Here is a 20915-nt window from a genome sequence, read left to right on the forward strand (position 1 = left end):
ATGGCGCGGATCGTAATGAAATTCGGCGGCACGTCGATGGCGGGGACCGAGCGTATCCGCAGCGTGGCGCAGCGCGTGAAGCGCGAGGTCGATGCGGGCAACGAAGTCGCGGTGGTCGTCTCGGCGATGGCGGGCGAGACCGACCGGCTGGTGAATTTCTGCCGCGAGGCATCGCCGCTGCACGACCCGCGCGAATATGACGTGGTGGTCGCGGCGGGCGAGCAGGTGACTTCGGGACTGCTGGCGATTGCGCTTCAGGCGCTGGGCGTAAAGGCGCGCAGCTGGCTCGGCTGGCAAATGCCGATCCGCACCGACGACGCCCATGCCAAGGCACGGATCGAGGACATCGATACAGCAGCCTTGCGTGAAGCGATGGCGGGCGGCGAAGTTGCGGTGATCCCCGGTTTTCAGGGCATGGGACCGGGCAACCGGATTTCGACGCTCGGTCGCGGTGGCTCCGACACCTCCGCAGTTGCAGTGGCAGCCGCCGTCAAGGCCGACCGCTGCGACATCTACACCGATGTCGACGGGGTCTATACCACCGACCCGCGCATCGTGCCGCGCGCGCGCAAGCTGAAGCGTGTCACGTACGAGGAAATGCTCGAACTCGCGAGCGTCGGCGCGAAAGTGCTGCAGACCCGCTCGGTCGGCCTCGCGATGAAAGAGGGCGTGCGGGTGCAGGTGCTGTCGTCGTTCGACGATCCCGCCGACGCTCCCGCCGCAGACACTTTGCCCGGCACGATGATCGTCGGCGATGCAGAATTAGGAGACGACATGGAACGCCAGCTCATCACCGGCATCGCGCATGACAAGAACGAGGCGAAGATCACGCTGACCAATGTGCCGGACAAACCCGGTGCGGTCGCCAATATCTTCACGCCGCTCGCCGACGGCTCGATCAACGTCGACATGATCATCCAGAACATTTCGCACGGCACGGGCTCGACGGACGTGACGTTCACGGTCCCGGCGTCGGACCTTGCCCGCTCGCTCGATCTGCTCGACAAGGCCAAGGGCGACATCGGCTATGGCGAGATTGTCCACGACACCCGCGTCGCCAAGATTTCGGTCGTCGGCGTCGGGATGCGGAGCCATGCAGGCGTTGCGTCGGCGATGTTCACCGCGCTCGCCCAACGCGGCATCAACATTCAGGCGATCACGACGTCGGAGATCAAGGTCAGCGTGCTGATCCACGAGGATGAAACCGAGCTGGCGGTTCGGGTGCTGCACACGGCGTACGGGCTGGATGCGGAGGAAGCGGGTTGATCGCAGCAGCGGCTATTTTCGCGTTAGCAGCCGCAACGTCTGGCCATGCCGAGCCAACCATCGATGGCCTTCGCCCCTACTACACCGCTGCGTATCGTGAGTGCCTGAAAGATCCCGCCCCAACCGGACGCCCCGACGTCGACTGCACGACCGTAGAACTTGGGATTCAAGCCAAACGTCTCGCTACACGATACACTTGGCTGTTGCGGACGGCGTCTGCGAAAGAACGACTTAAGCTGCAGCAAGCGCAAAAGCGCTGGAAGCTCACGATGCAGGAACGGTGCGTCCCGCCGTCCGACCAGTCAGATAATATCTGGTGCGAGCTTGATTACACCATTCTTAGGTTGAGCCAGTTGGGCGGAAAGAAGTCAAAATGATGTCGGGTGCCCTACAATCCCTCATGCAGCGCGGCACCGATTTCCTCGGCAGCGAAACTGCGATCATGTGCGGCGCGATGTCGTGGGTGAGCGAGCGGCATCTGGTGTCTGCCGTCTCCAACGCGGGCGGGTTCGGGCTGATCGCGTGCGGGGCGATGACGGTCGATCTGCTCGACACCGAAATCGCCGAGACCAGGAAGCGGACGACCAAGCCGTTCGGCGTCAACCTCATCACCATGCACCCGCATCTCAACGAGCTTATCGCGCTGTGCGGGCGGCATGGCATCGGCCATATCGTGCTCGCGGGCGGCATTCCTCCGGCGGGCGCGCTCGATGCGATCAAGGCAACGGGGGCAAAGGTCATCGCGTTCGCGCCTGCGCTCGTCATGGCCAAGAAGCTGATCCGCTCGGGTGTCGATGCGCTGGTGATCGAGGGGCATGAAGCGGGCGGGCATATCGGCCCGGTCGCGACCTCGGTACTGGCCCAGGAAATCCTGCCCGAGATCGCGACGCAAGTCCCCGTGTTCGTCGCGGGCGGCATCGGGCGGGGCGAGGCGATTGCCGGCTATCTCGAAATGGGGGCCGCCGGGGTTCAACTCGGCACGCGTTTTGCCTGTGCGACCGAAAGCATTGCGCATCCGGCGTTCAAGAAAGCGTTTTTCCGCGCCAATGCCCGCGACGCCATGCCCAGCGTCCAGATCGACCCGCGCCTGCCGGTCATCCCGGTGCGCGCGCTGAAGAACGCGGGGACCGAGGCGTTCACCGCCAAGCAGATCGAAGTCGCCCGCCTGCTCGACGAGGGCAAGGTGGATATGAACGAGGCACAGCTCCAGATCGAATATTTCTGGGCCGGGGCACTGCGCCGTGCGGTGATCGACGGCGATGTCGAGGGCGGTTCGCTGATGGCGGGGCAATCGGTCGGGATGCTGACGAAGGAAGAGCCCGTCGCCGACATCCTCGCCGAACTGGTGGAGCAGGCCGAAGCCGCGCTCGGCACAAGATAGTGTTGGCTGGACAGCGGGGGCGGTTCTGCTAGCCCTGCTCCATGCCCGCTGCCGTCGCCTCTGCCCGCGAAATCCTGACCCGCCTGCACGAAGTCATGGCGGCGCGGACGGGGGCGCAGGCCAAGCTCAACCAGGTCGTCAACATCATCGGCGAAGCGATGCAGAGCGAGGTCTGCTCGATCTATCTGCTGCGCGACGGCCTGCTCGAACTGTTTGCGACGCGCGGCCTGAAGCAGGAGGCGGTGCACGTCACCCGTATGGCGCTCGGCGAGGGGCTGGTCGGCACCATCGCGCAGGACGTCGCGACGCTCAACCTCGACGAAGCGACCAGCCACCCCGACTTCGCCTATAAGCCCGAGACCGGCGAGGATCTGTTCCACTCCTTCGCGGGCGTGCCCATTGTGCGCCGTCAGGCCGCCGTCGGGGTGCTGTGCGTCCAGCATGCCGATCCGCGCCCCTATGACGAAGTCGAGATCGAGGCGTTGCAGACCGTCGCGATGGTGTTGTCCGAACTGATCGCCAATGCGGGTCTGGTCGATGACAGCCGTGCCAATGCCACGCGGGCACCGCAGACGCAGGGACAGCGGCTCTCGGGTCTGAAACTCGTCGAGGGGATGGGGCGCGGATTTGCCGTCTATCACAACCCGCGCATCGTCATCGAGCATACCGTGGCCGAAGACACCGAGGCCGAGCGCGCGCGCGTCTATTCCGCCTTTGCCAAGATGCGCGAGCAGATCGACAATATGGCGAGCCAGGCCGAATTCGGCGGCGACGGCGAACACCGCGAAGTGCTCGATACCTATCGGATGTTCGCGTACGACGAGGGCTGGGGTCGCCGGATCAACGAGGCGATCGACAGCGGGCTGACCGCCGAGGCTGCCATCGAGCGCGTCCAGCAGCGCACCCGCATGCGGATGCGCCAGATCGACGATCCCCTGCTCGCCGACCGGATGCACGATCTGGAAGATCTGGCGAACCGGCTGCTGCGGATCGTTTCGGGGCAATTGGGGACGGCGGCGTCGCAGGGGCTGAAGCAGGACACGATCCTGATCGCGCGCAATCTGGGCCCCGCCGAATTGCTCGAATACGACCGGCGGCGGTTGAAGGGCGTGCTGCTCGAGGAAGGCTCGCTGACCGCGCACGTCACCATCGTGGCGCGGGCGATGGGCGTGCCGGTGCTGGGGCGCGTCAAGGATGTGCGTCAGCATGTCGTCGACGGCGATCTGTTGCTGCTCGACGTTGGCCAGGCGAGCGTGGTGTGCCGTCCGACGACCGCTATCGAGGATGCGTTCGAGACGCGCCTCGCCATCGGCCAGAAGCGCCGTGCCCAGTTCCAGGCGCTCCGCGATGTGCCGCCGGTGTCGAAGGACGGTCACCGGGTTACGCTGATGATGAACGCGGGGCTGCGCGACGATGTCGCGGCGCTCGATCCGACCGGGGCCGACGGCATCGGGCTTTTCCGCACCGAATTCCAGTTTCTCGTGTCGGCGACCATGCCGCAGCGCGAACGCCAGCAGCGGCTCTACAAGGATGTGCTGGACGCGGCGGGCGAACGTCCGGTCATTTTCCGCACGGTCGATATCGGCGGCGACAAGGCGCTGCCCTATCTTCACGCCGAAGGCGCCGACGAGGAAGAGAATCCCGCAATGGGCTGGCGCGCGTTACGCGTCGCGCTCGAACGCGGTGGCCTGATGAAGGCGCAGGCGCGCGCGCTGCTGGAGGCGAGCGCGGGTAAGACGCTCAACGTCATGTTCCCGATGGTCAGCGAGCCTTGGGAGTTCGACGAGGCCAAGGCGATTTTCGAAGCGCAGCGGAACTGGTTGCACGAGCGCGGCAAACGCCTGCCGACGTCGATCCGTTACGGCGCAATGCTCGAAGTCCCGGCCTTGGCGGAAGTGCTCGATATTCTTTGTCCGAAGCTCGATTTCCTGTCGATCGGCACCAACGACCTGACCCAGTTCCTGTTTGCCGCCGACCGCGCCAACCCGAAACTCGCCGAACGCTATGACTGGCTAAGTCCCGCTATCCTGCGCTTCCTCGCGCGCATCGTGCGCGAGGGGGACGCCCATAAGGTACAGGTTGGCGTCTGCGGCGAAATGGGCGGACGGACGCTGGAGGCGATGGCGCTGATCGGCCTCGGCATCGACCGGCTGTCGATCACGCCTGCCGCGATCGGCCCGGTGAAGGCGATGATCTGCTCGCTCGACGTCGCGGCGCTGCGGGCCGCTCTGCCTGCCGTGCTTGCGGCACCCCCTGCCGATATGCGCGCGCACCTGACCGCATGGGCACAGGCGGCGGGTGTCGAACTGTCGTAATTGTTGCCGATTGTGACTGCGCGCCGGTCCGGTTGACACGGGTGCAATCAATTGTGACACAGCTTTTCGGTCGGACGTCACGGGACGCAGGCGGCGACCTGGAGAGAATTCAATGGTCGACGGCGTGACCGAGAGCGGGGCCGAGGCCGCCGGGCTGTTTCCCCACAGCGTCGGCGAACGTCTTCACGCGGCCCGGCTCGCCGGCGGGCTCGATCTGGGCGATATCGCCACCAAGACCCGCGTGCCGATGCGCCATCTCGAGGCCATCGAGCGGTCGGATTATGCCAGTCTGCCCTCGATCACCTATGCGCTCGGCTTTGCGCGCCAATATGCGCGCGCGGTCGGGCTGAACGAAATCGATGTCGCGCGCGATCTGCGCGCGGAACTCGGTCGCGCGCCCCTCGAGGCCAATGAATCTGCACCTTACGAGCCGGTCGATCCGACCCGCGTCCCGTCGCGCTTGCTGGCATGGACGGCGGCCGGCATCGCCGTGGTGCTGCTGATCGGCTATTTCGTGTGGAAGAGCATGGCGTTCGGCGATGCCAGCGCGCCCGGCCCCGAACCGGCCCCGCCGCCGGTGGTTGCCACCGCGCCTGCCACGCCGCAGCCACAGGTGGCTGCCCCGTCGACCGGCCAGGTCGTCCTGACCGCGACTGCGCCGGTGTGGCTGCGCATCTATGACAAGAACGACAAGGTGCTGTTCGAAAAGGAGATGGCGGCGGGTGAAACCTGGCCGGTTCCGGGCGATGCCGATACGCCGATGATCCGCACCGGACGCCCGGATGCGCTGAAGGTCGCGGTCGGCGGCAGCGCGGTCGCGCCGCTCGGGCCTCCTGAAAAAACGATCCGTGACGTGGTTCTGACCGCTGCGGCCCTTGCCGCGCGCCCGCCGGTGGTCGATACCGCAGTTCCGACCACCCCGACACCGCTGAATGCGGCTGCCGCGCAACCGAATTGACACGATCGGACGTGAAGATGACCAGAGCTGCCGCTGTTATCGCCCTGCTGCTGACCGGTGTCGCCACCGCCGGTATTGCCCAGACGGCGACCGGCCAGCTCGACCTGCGCGTCGGGAAGCTCGAAAAGGAAATGAAAGCGGTTCAACGGACCGTGTTCCCGCAGGGTGCGCCGGTGCAGCCCGATCTTTCTGCCGCGCCGACGTCCACGACGTCCGCAGGCAATCCCGCCAGTGCGCCGCTGTCGGACCTCACCACCCGCGTCGATACACTGGAGAAGTCGCTGTCGGCGCTGACCGGGACCAGCGAGCAGAACGGGTACCGGATCAAGCAGCTCGAAGATGCGCTGGCCAAGGTGCAGGCGCGACTGGCAACGCTGGAGGGCAGCGGCGCAACGTCCGGGACATCTTCGACCTCTGGCGTACCCGCAACCGGCGGCCCCGCCAGCAGTGTGACGCCGGTGCTCGCCGCTGCTTCCACGACACCCAAGCCGGTGACACCGAAGCCTGTCGCTCCCGCGACTAAACCCGCCGTGACCCCCGCGCCTGCCAAGGCCGATCCGGCGCGTAAGGCCGCCGTTGCAGCCGTCGAAGTCCCCGCGACCGGCGATGCCGAGGAGGACGCCTATAGCTATGGCTTTCGCCTCTACACGGCGAAATTCTATCCGGAGGCGCAAGCCAAGCTGAAGGAATTTACCGCCAAATACCCGGTGACTGCCAAGCGCTGGAGCTACGCCCAGAACCTGCTCGGTCGTGCCTATCTCGACGAGGGCAAGCCGGCGCTCGCCAGTGTGGCATTCTACGACAATTACCAAAAGGCACCGCGCGGCGACCGTGCCGCCGACAGCCTCGCCTGGTTGGGACAGGCGCTCGTCAAGCTCAAAAAGCCTGCCGACGCCTGCAAGGTTTTCGACGAACTGAACGATGTCTACGCCGCGAAGCTCACCGCCGATCAAAAGGCGCGCGCCGCCAAGGGCCGTGCCGACGCCAAATGCGCCGCCTGAGGCGCTTCTCGACCGATTTTTGAGCGATTGCCGCCGCGTCGCGCCGGTCGCGCGCGACGAACGCATCGGGCTTGGGGTCTCGGGAGGGCCCGATAGCCTTGCGCTGCTGCTGCTCGCCCATGCCACTTTCGGGGCGTCGGTCGAGGCGGCGACGGTCGATCATCGCTTGCGCCCCGAGTCGACCGAGGAGGCCGAATTTGTCGCGGCGATCTGCCATGATCTCGGCATTCGCCATACGGTTCTGACGCTGCCCGGGCGGCGTCGCGGAAATTTGGGGCAATGGGCGCGGGAACTGCGTTACGCCCAGCTCCGCGAATGGGCGAGCGGGCAAAAGCTGGCCTGGCTGATGACGGCACATCATGCCGACGATCAGCTCGAAACCGTCGTCATGCGGCTCAACCGCGGATCGGGCGTTGGGGGCATGTCGGGTATCCGCGCACGTAATGGCAATGTCGTGCGCCCCCTGCTCGGCTGGCGACATAACGAACTCGTCGGGATTGTCCGTGCCTCGGGACTCGGTGCGATCGACGATCCCAGCAATCGGGACGACCGGTACGATCGTGCGCGGCTTCGCAAGGCGCTCGCAACCGCTGACTGGCTCGACCCGCTGGCAGCGGTCACGATGGCGGCAGCGCTCGACGAAGCCGACGAAGCCTTGGCGTGGGCGAGCCGCCGGGTCGGCAATGAGCGGGTCGTGCGCGAGGGCGATGAGCTAATTTTCGACGCCCGCGATTTGCCGCCGGAGATCGAGCGGCGGGTTGTGGCAGGGTGCATCCGGCTATTGAATGCCAAGGCAAAGCTCGATGGCCCCAAAGTCACACGCCTGTTGAATACCTTGCGCGGTGCCGGAAAGTCGACACTCGACGGCGTGGCGTGCGATGCGCGCGGGACCGGCTGGGTATTCAGGCTGGCTCCCGAGCGCGCAACCGGACGCACCGGCTGAGCCGTTCCATTGCCATTAACCTGCGAATGCCTATCTTGGCTGTCGAAAGGCCGACCCGACCATGAACGACGACAAGCAGCCGACCGGCAGCAATGGACCCAATCCCTGGATGAAGAGCCTGGCGATCTGGGCCGCCATCCTGATCGCGCTTGCCGCGTTCGTGATGGTGTTCGACACGCGCTCACGCGCGACGCCATCGACGGGCATCGCCTATTCCACCTTCCTGCAAAAGGTCGAGGAGGGGTCGGTCAAGGACGTCAAGATTTCGGGCACGGTGATTTCGGGTACGCTGTCGAACGGCGAGACGTTCAAGACCTATGCGGTGAACGATCCGACGCTGACCGACCGGCTGACCAAAGCGAATGTCGTGTTCCAGGGCCAGCCCGAGGAGGGCGCGTCGATCTGGCTGATCCTGCTCTATCAGGCGCTGCCGTTCGTGCTGATGATCGGCCTCGCCGTCTTCGTCATGCGCCAGATGCAGAAGAATTCGGGTGGCGGCGCGATGGGTTTCGGCAAGAGCCGCGCCAAGATGCTGACTGCCCGCGAGGGCCGCGTGACGTTCGAGGACGTTGCCGGCATCGACGAGGCGCGCGAAGAGCTGCAAGAGATCGTCGATTTCCTGAAAGACCCGTCGAAGTTCGCGCGACTGGGTGGCAAAATCCCCAAGGGCGCGCTGCTCGTCGGCTCGCCCGGCACCGGCAAGACACTGCTCGCGCGCGCCATTGCGGGCGAGGCGGGCGTGCCGTTCTTCACCATTTCGGGTTCGGATTTCGTCGAAATGTTCGTTGGCGTCGGCGCAAGCCGTGTCCGCGACATGTTCACCGAAGCCAAAAAAGCGGCACCGTGCATCGTCTTCATCGATGAAATCGACGCCGTCGGTCGTCACCGCGGCGCCGGCCTCGGCAATGGCAATGACGAGCGCGAGCAGACGCTCAACCAGCTGCTCGTCGAGATGGACGGGTTCGAGGCCAACGAGGGCATCATCATCGTTGCGGCGACCAACCGCCCCGATGTGCTCGACCCCGCGCTGCTGCGCCCGGGCCGGTTCGACCGTCAGGTGACGGTGCCGCTGCCCGATATCGAAGGCCGCGAGAAGATTCTGGGCGTCCACGTCAAGAAACTGCCGCTCGCGCCCGACGTCGATATCCGCCGGATCGCGCGCGGGACACCCGGGTTCTCGGGTGCCGACCTCGCCAACCTCGCCAACGAGGCAGCATTGCTTGCGGCGCGCCTCGGCAAGCGCCTTGTAGCCATGGCCCAGTTCGAATCCGCCAAGGACAAGGTGATGATGGGCACCGAGTGGAAATCGCTTGTCATGACCGACGACGAAAAGAAAATGACGGCTTTCCACGAGGCGGGACACGCGCTGGTTTCGTATCACGAACCCGCATCGGACCCGATCCACAAGGCGACGATCATCCCGCGTGGTCGTGCGCTGGGCATGGTCGTGCGGCTGCCGGAGCGTGACAGCTATTCGTATCACCGCGACAAGATGTATGCGAACCTGTCGGTCTCGATGGGCGGGCGTGTCGCCGAGGAACTGATCTTCGGCTATGACAAGGTGTCGTCGGGCGCATCGGGCGACATCCAGCAAGCGACCAAGCTCGCCCGCTCGATGGTCACTCAATGGGGCATGTCGGACGCGTTGGGGCCGCTCCAGTACGAGGAGCAGCAGGGCGAGACGTTCCTGGGCTATTCGCAGACGCAGCGGCACAATATCTCGAACGAGACGGCACTACTGATCGACAAGGAAATCAAGCGGCTGGTCGACGAGGCCAACACGCGGGCGACGTCGCTGCTGACCGATAACCGGAGCCAGCTCGAAACGCTCGCAAATGCGCTACTCGAATATGAGACGCTGACCGGTGAGGAGATCGACGCGCTGCTCAAGGACGGCACCCAGCCCGACCGTACCGATCGCGATGCGGGCAAGCCCAAGCCGACAGCGGGCGGATCGTCGGTGCCCAAATCGAAACGGCCCGGTGCGATTGGCGGACCGGCAGCGCAGGGGGCGTGAGCGTGCGGCGGATTGCTGTGGCGGCGCTGCTGACAGTGCTGCCCGTCGCCGCAAATGCGATGACGGTTGCCGAGTTCCTCACCCGTGCCGAGGCGCTCAAAGCCAAAGGCATGATGGCGATGATGTCATCCGACTTGCCCGTCATCCGGGGCGAAATGCAGGCCGCGACGACCGCCTATCGTGCCGACGTCGACGCCGCGCGCGCCAAGGGCCGCAAGGATCTCGGCTGCCCGCCGCCCAAGGGGCAGGCGAAGCTGAGTTCGGATATCGTCATGGCCGATCTTGCCGCCCTTCCGAAAGCGGTACAGGCGCGCACGACCGTCAAGGCCGCGCTCTACGATCTGATGCGGAAACGCTACCCCTGCAAATAGCTCAGCCGAGCAGCCCCATGGCGAGCAGGGCTGTACCGAACAGCGTCAGCACCACCGACGACAAGACCACCAAGGTTACCGTCCGCCACATCGCGCCGAGCCACCCGAGCAGATAGGCCTGTTTCAACTGCCGGAACATGTGGATCGGCACCAGGAAAAATGCCCAAGCCGTCGGCATCCCTGTTGCGGCCAGCAGGGCCATCGCAACGAGCAGAACCATCACGAACGATAGCGAATAGGTGACGAACACCGCGTGGTCGTAGAGCTTGTACTGCCGTTTCCAGGCGAAGATCAGCCACATGAAGGGCAGCGACAACGGGATCAGCGCCCAGGCGAATTTATAAGCGGACGATTGCAACTTGTAGAGCAGCAGCTTGGGGTTTTTGAGCGCATCCCTGACCTTGTTATCGAACGCCTTCGAGCCGGTATCTACCTTCAGATTGTCGGGCAGCGACAATGCCTCGGGCGACACGCCGTTCACCATTGCCGACGCCGCTGTGAGACCGTTGACATCGTCACGCGCGTCTCCAAGCTTCTCGTCGATGGCGGCGACCGGCCCATTTTTGGCAACCGCGTCGCGCCGCTGGCGTTCGAGATCGGCAACGAGCGCGCGGGTTTTGGCAAGTTCGGCGTCGAAGTCGGTCACATCGATCTTGACGCCATTCGTCATCGTCGCGCGATCGACCTTCAGGCGGATCGGACCCCCGACGCTTTCGAACGCCGCGAACATCAGGAACACGGTGAACAGGAAGAGTGCCAGCGGCGAGACGAAGCGCGCGCGCTGGCCGTGGATATAGCGGCGCGTCAGGTCGCCGGGTTTCCACGCCAGCATCGGCAGCGTGCGCCACAATTTGCCCTCGAAATGGAACACGCCGTGCAGGATGTCGTGTCCGATGGCGAACAGCGTCCGGTGGATATGGGCGTGCTGGCCGCAGGCATGGCAGTAGCTGCCGACCAGCACCGTGGCGCAATTCAGGCAGCCCTGTTCGTGCGTCAGCCCGTCGGCCCCGACCGCATCCTCGCCGTGGCGCGGCTCGACGGCACGCGCGATGACGCCGCCGGTCAAGGCGTCTCCCGCTGCTTCAAGTCCCCCGCTCATGCGCGCGGTGCTATCACAGGCGGATGGCCGCGCAAGCGCCGACGCCCGTGTATTTTCGCGCGCGCCCGACTTGTGCTAGGCGCGCGCCATGGCCGACGCCGAACCCGTTCCCGACCTGATCGCCGATATGGCGGCCCGTGCCCGCGTCGCCGCGCGGGTCTTGGCGCGCACGTCGAGCGCCGCCAAGGCAAGCGCGCTGATCGCTGCCGCAGCATCAATCCGGGCCGGGGCAGACGTCATCCTCAATGCCAATCGCGACGATGTGGCGGCGGCGCGGGCCAACGGCCTTTCGGCGGCGATGCTCGACAGGCTGGCACTCGATGCCGGGCGTCTCGAAGGCGTTGCGTCGGCGGTCGAAGCGGTTGCAGCCCTCCGCGATCCGGTCGGGCAGATCATCGACGAAAGCGTCCGGCCCAACGGCCTGAAGTTCACCCGCGTCCGCGTGCCGCTGGGCGTGATCGGCATTATCTTCGAAAGCCGCCCTAATGTCACGGCAGATGCAGGCGCGCTCTGCCTGAAGTCGGGGAATGCCGCGATATTGCGCGGCGGATCGGAAGCGATCCGTACCAACCGCGCGATCCACGCGGCCATGGTCGAGGGGATCGTGACCGAAGGACTGCCCGCCGACGCGGTCCAGCTCGTGCCCTCGACCGAGCGCGCACATGTCGGCGCCATGCTGGCGGCGCAGGGCCTGATCGACATCATCATTCCGCGTGGCGGCAAGACTTTGGTGGCACGCGTCCAGAACGAGGCACGTGTTCCCGTGCTCGCGCATCTCGAAGGGTTGAACCACAGCTATATCGACGGTGCCGCCGATCCCGCCAAGGCGCGCGACATTGCGGTTAATGCCAAGATGCGACGCACCGGCGTGTGCGGCTCGACCGAGACACTGCTGATCGACCGCGCGTTCCCTGCCGCTGGGTCGGTCGTCGTGGCGCTGATCGAGGCGGGCTGCGAAGTGCGCGGCACGCCCGAGGTCGCTGCGCTCGACCCGCGCGTTCGCCCGGTCGATTCCCGGGATTGGGACACTGAATATCTCGACAGCATCGTCTCGGTTGGGCTGGTCGACGGTGTCGAAGGCGCCATTGCCCATATCGCCCGCCACAGCTCCGACCACACCGATGCCATCGTCACCGAGGACGCGGCAACCGCTGAACGCTTTCTGGCCGACGTCGACAGCGCCATCGTCATGTGGAACGCCTCGACCCAGTTCGCCGACGGTGGCGAGTTCGGGCTGGGTGCCGAAATCGGTATTGCGACGGGCCGGTTGCACGCGCGCGGCCCCGTCGCGCTCGAGGGGCTGACGACGTACAAGTGGCAGGTGCGCGGGACGGGGCAGGTGCGTCCTTGAAAAGGTTTTCGGCCTGACCCTCACCGGCCTCCTCGGCGGATCGTTCAATCCGGCGCATCGCGGACACCGGCGGATCAGTCTCGCGGCTTTGGACGCGCTGGGTCTCGACGAGGTCTGGTGGCTGGTGTCGCCCGGCAATCCGCTCAAGCCCGCCAAGGGTATGGGCCCCCTCGACGCGCGGCTCGGCGCAGCGCGCGCGATGGCTCGCCGCAGCCGCATTCGTCCGACCGCGATCGAGGCGCAGCTCCGCACCCGCCATACCATCGATACTGTCCGCAAGCTCGTCCGCCGCTTTCCCAAACGACGCTTCGTCTGGATCATGGGGGCCGACATTATCGGCGAATTCCACCGCTGGCGCGACTGGCGGAGGCTCAGCAGCCTGGTGCCGATTGCGGTTGTGGTCCGTCCGGGCTATACGGGGCTGGTCGGCGCAAGTCCTGCGTCGGCGTGGCTCAGGCGTTTCGTCCGGCACCTGGGCGAGCCGAATGACTGGACGAGGTGGAGACCGCCGGCGCTCGTGCTCCTGCATGTCCGTCCCGATCCGACGTCCGCCACGGCGATCCGCCGGGCCTCGCCCGACTGGTATCGCCAATTCTCCAACCAAGCTGCCACCCGCGCCGCGCTGAAGCGACGCTTGCCATGAAGGATGTTCCTTGCCCGCGACCGCACTCCGCTCCGTAGAGAAAGTCGATACCGTCGATGCGATGCACGCGATGATCCTCGCGCAGCTCGACGCAGACCAGGCGGTCGAGGCGATCTCGATCCCCTTGGCGGGTAAATCATCGATTGCCGATCATATGGTCATCGCCAGCGGTCGTTCGACCCGGCAGGTCGCATCGATGGCAGCCAAGATCGCCGAGCGGATCAAGCTGGAATTCGGGCGTCAGGCGCGGATCGAAGGGCTGCCGACGGCCGACTGGGTATTGATCGATGCAGGCGATGTGATCGTCCATCTGTTCCGCCCGGAAGTTCGCAGCTTCTATAATCTGGAGCGCATGTGGGCGTTCGGCGATGCGCCGACCGTGCCGACGACGCACTGATCCGGGCCTTTGAAGCTCCACATCGTCGCGCGCGGCCGCATCGGGCGCGGTTCCGAGGCCGAACTGGTGGCGCGCTATGAAAAGCGCATCGTTTGGCCATTTGCGGTGACGGAGTTGCCCGAAACCGGCGGGCGTGTCGCGGAGCCGCTAAACCCGTGCAAAACGGTTGCGCTCGACGAGGGCGGCGAGGCGATGACCTCGGTCCAGTTTGCGAAACTTCTCGAAGGGTGGCGTGACAGCGGGGTCCGCGAGGCGCGCTTCCTGATCGGCGCGGCCGACGGGCTGACCGCCGCCGAGCGTGCAAGCGCCGACAAAGTCCTGAGCTTCGGCACCGCCACTTGGCCGCATCTGCTGGTCCGCGCGATGCTGTGCGAACAACTCTACCGCGCGACGACGATCATCGCCGGACACCCGTACCACCGCGAGGGCTGACATGCGTACCGATGCCAATCTGACGACCGACCGCGCGACCTTCGTCACGCATCTCGAATGCTCGGAGACCGGTCAGCGCTACGAAGCAGACATCGTCCACGGCCTGTCGCGCGCGGGCAAGCCGTTGCTCGTCCGCTACGACCTGTCTGGTGTCGCCGGTGCGCTCACCAAAACGGCACTCGCCGAGCGCCCGCGCGACATGTGGCGCTGGCGCGAGTTGCTGCCTGTCCGCGAGACTTCCGATATCGTCTCGCTCGGCGAATGCGAAACACCGCTGGTCGACTTGCCGAAACTAGGCAAACGCCACGGGGCGCGGGCACCGATTGTGAAGGACGAAGGCCGCCTGCCGACGGGCTCGTTCAAGGCACGCGGGCTCGTGATGGCGGTATCGATGGCGAAAGCTTTCGGTATCAAGCGCATTGCGATGCCGACCAACGGCAACGCGGGTGCCGCCATGGCCGCCTATTGCGCGCACGCCGGGATCGAGGCGTTCGTGTTTGCGCCCGACGACACTCCCGAAATCAACCTGCGCGAGATTGCGTTGCAGGGTGCAAAGGTCTGGCGGGTCAACGGCCTGATCGGCGATTGCGGCGCGATTGTCGGCGCGGGCAAGGAGCCGATGGGCTGGTTCGACTTCTCGACGCTCAAGGAACCGTACCGGATCGAGGGCAAGAAGACGATGGGCCTCGAACTGGTCGAACAGCTCGATTGGGAGGTGCCCGATGTCATTTTCTATCCGACCGGCGGCGGCACCGGCCTGATCGGCATGTGGAAAGCCTTTGCCGAGCTGGAGGCCATCGGGCTGATCGGCCCCGAACGCCCGCGCATGGTCGCGGTGCAGGCCTCGGGCTGCGCGCCCATCGTGCGGGCGTATGAAGCGGGCGCACGCCATGCCGAGAAATGGGAGGATGCCGCGACGGTGGCGGCGGGCATCCGCGTGCCGGGTGCCATCGGCGATTTCCTGATCCTCGACGCGGTCCGCGAATCGGACGGCTTCGCCATCGCGGTCGGCGACCCCGCGATCATGGCGGCCCGCGACCGCATCGCGCGCGAGGACGGCTTGCTGCTCTGTCCCGAAGGCGCGGCGACCGCGGCGGCGTGGGAAGTCGCGGTCGACACCGGCCTGATCGAAGACACCGACCGCTGCGTGCTGTTCAACTGCGCGACGGGGCTGAAATACCCGATGCCGGAGGCGAACGTGACGTTGGATCGGTTTGCGCCGGTCGATTGGGGTGCACTCTCAGAATAGCGCAAACCAATTCCTCCCCCGCGCTGCGCTGGGGGGAATTTGCGCCTACACCCGTTCCGCCGAACTCACCGCATCCGCCGCACGCAACGCCGCCAATATCCGCGTCAGGTGATGCAGATCGCTGACCTCCAGCGACACCCGATAGCTGTGAAAGCTTTCATCGCGGTTTTCGAGTTTCAGGTTGAGGATGTTGGCTTTGTGCGTGCCGAAAATCCCGGCCATCACGCCCAGCGCGCCGGGTTCGTTTTTCAGGATCGCGACCAGTTCGGCGGTGGCGCCTTCGCTGCCGTCGCCCCAGGCGAGGTCGACCCAGTCGGCATCGATCCCGCTGGCCAGCACCGGGCAGTCGATGGCGTGGACCGCAATCGGTTCGTCGGGGCGACGTAGCCCCACGATGCGGTCGCCGGGGACCGGATGACAGCACGGCGACAGGACGAAGGCGACGCCCGGCGTCAGCCCCTTGATCGAGATCGGTTCGCGTTGCGCGGGGGCCGTCGCCACGTCCTCGCCCGCCGACCCCGGCATCAGCGCGTCCATGACTTGCGCGTCGGTGACGGTGCGGCGCGCAATGGCTTCCATCAGCGCGCCCTCGTCGGCAAGTTTCAGGCGTTTGAGCGCCGCCGCCTGTGCTTCCTTGCCGAGCTGCGCGGGCAGGCGGGCAACGATCTCGTCGTAAATCTTGCGCCCCAGTGCGACGCTCTCGCCGCGTTCCTTGTTGCGGACATAGCGGCGGATCGCCGCGCGCGCCTTGCCGGTCACGACGAAGTTGAGCCACGCCGGCTGCGGCTCCTGTGCCTTCGATTTCAGGATCGCGACCTGGTCGCCGTTCTCGATGGGGGTGCGTAACGGCACGACGCGGCCGTTAATCTTCGCGCCGACTGCTTCGTTGCCGAGCTTGGTGTGCACCGCATAGGCGAAATCGACCGGTGTTGCGCCCTTGGGCAGCTGGAACAACTCGCCCTTCGGTGTGAAGGCGAAGATGCGATCCTGATACATCGCCATGCGGGTGTGTTCGAGCAGCTCCTCGGGCGTCTCCGCATTGTCGAGGATTTCGACGAGATCGCTGATCCACCGCCCCGGCACGTCAGGGCGCTTCTGCCCCTGTTTGTAGGTCCAGTGCGCGGCGTAGCCGTATTCGGCCTGCGCGTGCATTTCGGACGAGCGGATCTGGATTTCGATCCGCATTTTTTCCGAATGAATGACCGACGTGTGCAGCGAGCGGTAGCCGTTGCGCTTGGGCGTCGAGATATAGTCCTTGAACCGTCCCGGTACCGTCGGCCAGCGGCGGTGGATGACGCCCAGCGCGCGGTAGCAGGCATCTTCGTCGGGAACGATCGCGCGGAACGCCATCACGTCGCTCAGCTGCTCGAAACTGATGTGGCGCTCGGCCATTTTTTTCCAGATCGAGTAGGGGTGCTTCTCGCGCCCTGAAACATCGGCCTCGATCCCGGCGCGGCTGAGCAGCAGCTTGAGCCCCGATCCGATCCGCGCAATCTGGTCGCCCCCGCCTGCGTGGAGCTGTTCGAGCCGCTTGCTGATCGAGGCATAGGCATCGGGTTCGAGCTCGCGGAACGCCAACCCCTGCATCTCGTTCATGAACTCGTACATGCCGATCCGCTCGGCAAGCGGGGCGTAGATATCCATCGTCTCTTTGGCGATGCGCCGCCGCTTCGACTCGTCCTTGATGAAATGCAGCGTCCGCATATTGTGCAGCCGGTCGGCGAGCTTGACGAGCAGCACGCGGATGTCGTCGGACATGGCGAGCAGGAATTTCCGCAAGTTTTCCGCCGCGCGCTCGTTTTCCGATTGCGCCTCGATCTTGCTGAGCTTGGTCACGCCATCGACCATGCGCGCGATGGCAGGGCCGAACCTGCGCTCGATCTCCTCGTGCGTAGCGACCGTATCCTCGATGGTATCGTGCAGGATCGCGGTCGCAATCGTCTCGTCGTCGAGGTGCAGGTCGGTCAATATGCCCGCGACTTCGATGGGGTGCGAATAATAGGGATCGCCCGACGCGCGTTTCTGGCTGCCGTGCGCTGCCATCGAAAACACGTACGCGCGGTCGAGCAGCGCCTCGTCGGCGTCGGGGTCATAGCTTTTGACCCGCTCTACGAGTTCGTACTGGCGCAGCATCGCGGGGGCATGATGGGGGGCGGGTGTTGCAGTTGGCAACCCTTCACTGTGCCGTATTGGCCACACGTCCGCTGCGTTCGAGTTTTCCCCAGCCGACGCTCGGGCCCCGCAGCGCCGCGCCGACGGCCTTCAGCACCACGCCGTACATGAGCTGGCGATAGATAAATCGCTGTGCGACGAGCAGATGCGCGGGGTAACGGCGCTCGCGCGGGTCGAGCCAATAGGCGACCGCGCCGCAGGCGATGTCGATGCCGGTGAACATGATCCAGTACAGCGCCATAATCAGCACATCGCTTTGCGTCTGGGCCCAGCCATGCTGTTCGACGCGCAACACCGTGCCGACGATGCTGACCAGCAGGGCGAAATCGATGATCGGCGAAATAACGGCAAAGACGATCTGGAACAGCCACGCTTGCGGAATGCCGACGAGCGCAAGGCCCATCGGCTTGCGGCTTTTCAGGATGCTGCGATGCTTCCACAGGCATTGCAAGGTGCCGTACGACCAGCGGAAGCGCTGCTTGGCGAGCGCGCGGAAGCTTTCGGGCGCTTCGGTCCATGCCACCGCTTCGACATCGTACCCGATCCGCCAGCCCTGCCGCTGGATCGCGATGGTCAGGTCCTGGTCCTCGGCAAGGGTGTCGACCGGATAGCCGCCGACCGCATCGAGCGCCGCGCGCCGCCACGCGCCGACCGCGCCCGGAACCACGGTGATCGCGTCGAACTGCGTCAGCGCGCGGCGTTCAAGATTCTGCGCGGTCACATATTCCACCGACTGCCAGCGAGTGACGAGGTTGAACCGGTTGCCGACCTTGGCATTGCCCGCGACGGCACCGATTGCCGGATCGGCGAACCAGCGTGCGAGATGCGCCACCGTCAGCGGCTCGAACCGCGTATCGGCGTCGAGCGCAATGACGATATCGCCGGTGATGAGCGTCAGCCCGCGATTCAGCGCCTTGGCCTTGCCGCCGTTTTCGAGCGTGAGCAGGCGGACGCGCGGTTCACCGGCAAACGCCTCGCGCACCACCGCGCTGGTTGCATCGCTCGACCCATCGTCGATAACCAGGATTTCGAGCGCGACCTGCTCGCTCGCCAGCACACGGCGCACCGAATCGACAATCACGCGTTCCTCGTTGAACGCGGGGATCAGGACCGACACGAAGCGGGCCGGGTCGATGGGTGGCGCGTCCGCACGGTCGCCCCGGTACCACGCCCGTACCGCCAAGGCCGCCATCAGCACCGCACGCGCGATGCCGAGCGCGATTGCCACGAAGAACAGCCATTTGATCGTCCACAATAGGCCCGCGACGACCAGGAACACGCCGATATCGGCGCGCACCTGCGTCAATTGCCAGCCGGTCACCGGCGGCATCACTGCAGCCGGGGGCAGGCCCGCAAGCGTCGAGATCGGCACCAGCGTGTAGCCCTTGGCGCGCAGGCCATCGATGATCTGCGGGAGCGCCGCCACCGTCTGCGACCGGTCGCCACCGCCATCGTGGAGCAACACAATCCGCGCCGATCCGTCGGGCGTACTGTTCTCGACCTGCTTCAGCGACTGCTCGACAATTGCCAGTACGCCGGGGCGCTGCCAGTCATTGGGGTCGGCGTGGAGCCCGACATTCAGATAGCCGCGTTGCTGCGCGACCCATGCGGGGCGCAGCTCGTCGCTTGTGGTGGGTTCGGCGTCGCCGAAATAGGGCGCGCGGAACAGCCGCATAGACTTGCCTGTGTACGCCTCGACCAGCCGCTGGGTCGCGTTGAGTTCGAGTTCGATGCCCCGGTCGGAGACTTCGGCCATGTTCGGGTGGGTATAGCTGTGGTTGCCGATCTCGCTGCCGCCCGCGACGATGCGGTTGAGCAGCCCGGGTTGCGACAGTGCATTCTCGCCGATGACGAAAAAGGTCGCGGGCGCCTTTTTCGCTTCGAGGACGTTCAGGATTTGCGGTGTCCAAGTCGGATCGGGTCCGTCGTCGAAGGTCAGCGCGACCATGCCCGGACGGTCGCCGCCGCGCCGCACCGCATAGGGGGTGGGGAGGCGCGCGAACTGCTGATCGCGGATCAGCCCCGCCGCATCGAAGGCAACCGTCCGCGTCCCCTCGACCGGCGTGTCTTCGATCCGCAGCAACTCGCCGCTGCCCTCGACATCGACATTGCCGATCGGAGTAATCCGCGACAGGTCGGGTTTGCCGCCGGTCGGGAGCGCGCGGATCGCCGCCCAATAGCCGGGATCCTCGCTGCCCAGCCGCCACAGCGCATAGCCCGCCACCCCTTGCGCCTTGGCGGCGCGCAGCTGGTTCCACGCACTGGCGGCATCGAGCATCCAGACAGTGTGGACCTGTCCCGCATTTTCGTAGGAAAAACCCGAATTGCCGCTCGCGGGATCGAAACGCACCGTCGCGCCGCTGTCATGCGCGGCGAGCCATGCTTCTTCTGCCGTCAGGTCCGATGCGCCGCCGTGCGCCCAGTCATAGGCATAGCTGCCGACCGCGACGATGGCTTTGTCCTGCGGCACTTGGGCGAGCGCCCGTTTCAGATTGGCAACGAACCAGTCCTGCGACGCGATGGGTCCGGCATCGCCGGTCGACGAATGTTCGTCGTAATCCATCAGGAACAGCCGGTCGGACACCTCGGCGAACGTGCGCAAATCCCAGTCATCGTCGTCGAGCGGCACCGCCAGCGTGACCAGCCAGCCCTTGGGTGCAAAACGCGCCTTCGCCTCGCGCAGGAACTGGCGATAGGGGGCGAGCGCGCCGTGCGGCAGCTCCTCGAAATCGAACACCGCGCCACTGCCCTTTTCGAGGGTCACGACCCGCTCGCTCCAGTCGAGCAGCGCCTTGCGCCGTGCGGGATCGCGCATGACTGCCTCGATCCCCGCGCCATCCCATTTGTCGCCTGCAGCGTTCTGGATCATCGGCAGCACGCGCGGCTTGCGCGCGGTGCGGTCGATAATGCGGTGAAAGGCGGCGTCGGGGGTGTAGGCGCGCGTTTGCCCGCCGTCGGTATAGCTCGCCACCGACGGAACGACCCAGTCGAGCGCATCGATATTGCGCGCCAGCGATACGCGGCTGTCGGGATCCCAGGGCACGTAGAACCCGGCAGAAACGGGCTTGGCGACACCGGTGCGGGTCGGCGGCAGCCAGCTGCCGATGCGGTGGCGCAAATGCGCGACCTGCTCGGTCAGCGGCCGTGCCTGGATGCGCTCGCCGACCGGGTAGATCGCCCGGTCGGCAGGGACCGACGCGACCGTCCAGGCGAAACCGAGGGTCGCCGAAACGATCAGGACGAGCAACGTGGCGACAACGCGCTTCGACCAGCGGCTACGCTTGCCGCTCGCATCGAAGAAGATCGGCCGGTCCATGACC

The 20915-nt window shown here is 65.7% G+C and carries 17 protein-coding genes; 14 read left to right on the forward strand and 3 right to left on the reverse strand.

What is annotated here, in order from left to right:
- The 9 genes from M0209_RS14875 to M0209_RS14915 all read left to right on the forward strand — a co-directional run bounded on the left by M0209_RS14875 (position 1) and on the right by M0209_RS14915 (position 10252).
- On the forward strand, positions 1 to 1266 hold the full coding sequence (locus M0209_RS14875; RefSeq protein WP_258889065.1) for an aspartate kinase: 1266 nt from the start codon (positions 1 to 3) through the stop codon (positions 1264 to 1266).
- Positions 1263 to 1643 (forward strand): hypothetical protein, encoded by a 381-nt coding sequence (locus tag M0209_RS14880; protein WP_258889066.1) that lies wholly within the window; start codon positions 1263 to 1265, stop codon positions 1641 to 1643. Before M0209_RS14875 ends, M0209_RS14880 begins: the two co-directional genes overlap by 4 nt.
- A complete protein-coding gene (locus M0209_RS14885; RefSeq protein ID WP_408988209.1) occupies positions 1640 to 2647 on the forward strand; it encodes an NAD(P)H-dependent flavin oxidoreductase in 1008 nt (335 codons plus the stop codon). Before M0209_RS14880 ends, M0209_RS14885 begins: the two co-directional genes overlap by 4 nt.
- A gap of 41 nt (positions 2648 to 2688) precedes the next feature.
- A complete protein-coding gene (gene ptsP, locus M0209_RS14890) occupies positions 2689 to 4962 on the forward strand; it encodes a phosphoenolpyruvate--protein phosphotransferase (protein WP_258889068.1) in 2274 nt (757 codons plus the stop codon).
- A gap of 112 nt (positions 4963 to 5074) precedes the next feature.
- Positions 5075 to 5920 (forward strand): helix-turn-helix domain-containing protein, encoded by an 846-nt coding sequence (locus tag M0209_RS14895; protein ID WP_258889069.1) that lies wholly within the window; start codon positions 5075 to 5077, stop codon positions 5918 to 5920.
- A 17-nt stretch (positions 5921 to 5937) separates the two neighbouring features.
- Positions 5938 to 6921: a hypothetical protein gene (locus M0209_RS14900; RefSeq protein WP_258889070.1), complete on the forward strand. Its 984-nt coding sequence runs from the start codon at positions 5938 to 5940 to the stop codon at positions 6919 to 6921.
- On the forward strand, positions 6896 to 7864 hold the full coding sequence (gene tilS / locus M0209_RS14905; RefSeq protein WP_258889071.1) for a tRNA lysidine(34) synthetase TilS: 969 nt from the start codon (positions 6896 to 6898) through the stop codon (positions 7862 to 7864). The genes M0209_RS14900 and tilS overlap by 26 nt, the downstream gene beginning before the upstream one ends.
- 61 nt (positions 7865 to 7925) lie before the next feature.
- Entirely contained in the window at positions 7926 to 9881 is a 1956-nt protein-coding gene (ftsH, locus tag M0209_RS14910; protein ID WP_258889072.1) for an ATP-dependent zinc metalloprotease FtsH, read from the forward strand.
- A gap of 2 nt (positions 9882 to 9883) precedes the next feature.
- Complete coding sequence (locus M0209_RS14915) at positions 9884 to 10252, forward strand: hypothetical protein (protein ID WP_258889073.1); 369 nt, start codon at positions 9884 to 9886, stop codon at positions 10250 to 10252.
- A gap of 1 nt (position 10253) precedes the next feature.
- On the opposite strand, the gene M0209_RS14920 is transcribed toward M0209_RS14915, so the two are convergent.
- Entirely contained in the window at positions 10254 to 11351 is a 1098-nt protein-coding gene (locus M0209_RS14920; protein WP_258889074.1) for a DUF3667 domain-containing protein, read from the reverse strand.
- Between the two features lie 88 nt (positions 11352 to 11439).
- On the opposite strand from M0209_RS14920, the gene M0209_RS14925 reads away from it, so the two are divergent.
- From M0209_RS14925 to M0209_RS14945, 5 genes are all read left to right on the forward strand, one after another.
- Positions 11440 to 12702, forward strand: a complete 1263-nt coding sequence (locus M0209_RS14925) for a glutamate-5-semialdehyde dehydrogenase (RefSeq protein ID WP_258889075.1) — start codon at positions 11440 to 11442, stop codon at positions 12700 to 12702.
- 73 nt (positions 12703 to 12775) lie between these two features.
- On the forward strand, positions 12776 to 13345 hold the full coding sequence (locus M0209_RS14930; protein WP_408988239.1) for a nicotinic acid mononucleotide adenylyltransferase: 570 nt from the start codon (positions 12776 to 12778) through the stop codon (positions 13343 to 13345).
- Between the two features lie 61 nt (positions 13346 to 13406).
- Positions 13407 to 13742 (forward strand): ribosome silencing factor, encoded by a 336-nt coding sequence (gene rsfS / locus M0209_RS14935; protein WP_258889662.1) that lies wholly within the window; start codon positions 13407 to 13409, stop codon positions 13740 to 13742.
- Between the two features lie 9 nt (positions 13743 to 13751).
- Positions 13752 to 14174, forward strand: coding sequence for a 23S rRNA (pseudouridine(1915)-N(3))-methyltransferase RlmH (locus M0209_RS14940; RefSeq protein ID WP_258889076.1), 423 nt, complete (start codon positions 13752 to 13754; stop codon positions 14172 to 14174).
- Position 14175: 1 nt separating this feature from the next.
- The gene (locus tag M0209_RS14945) at positions 14176 to 15423 is read left to right on the forward strand and encodes a threonine synthase (RefSeq protein ID WP_258889077.1); all 1248 of its coding nucleotides are present in this window, start codon (positions 14176 to 14178) and stop codon (positions 15421 to 15423) included.
- A gap of 45 nt (positions 15424 to 15468) precedes the next feature.
- Here M0209_RS14945 and M0209_RS14950 read toward each other — a convergent pair whose 3' ends face one another.
- Positions 15469 to 17556, reverse strand: coding sequence for a bifunctional (p)ppGpp synthetase/guanosine-3',5'-bis(diphosphate) 3'-pyrophosphohydrolase (locus tag M0209_RS14950; protein ID WP_258889663.1), 2088 nt, complete (start codon positions 17554 to 17556; stop codon positions 15469 to 15471).
- 43 nt (positions 17557 to 17599) lie between these two features.
- Entirely contained in the window at positions 17600 to 20911 is a 3312-nt protein-coding gene (locus tag M0209_RS14955) for a polysaccharide deacetylase family protein (RefSeq protein WP_258889078.1), read from the reverse strand.
- Positions 20912 to 20915 lie beyond the last annotated feature (4 nt).

Origin of the sequence: Sphingomonas sp. SUN039 (assembly GCF_024758725.1) — a bacterium.
Lineage (GTDB): Bacteria > Pseudomonadota > Alphaproteobacteria > Sphingomonadales > Sphingomonadaceae > Sphingomonas_O.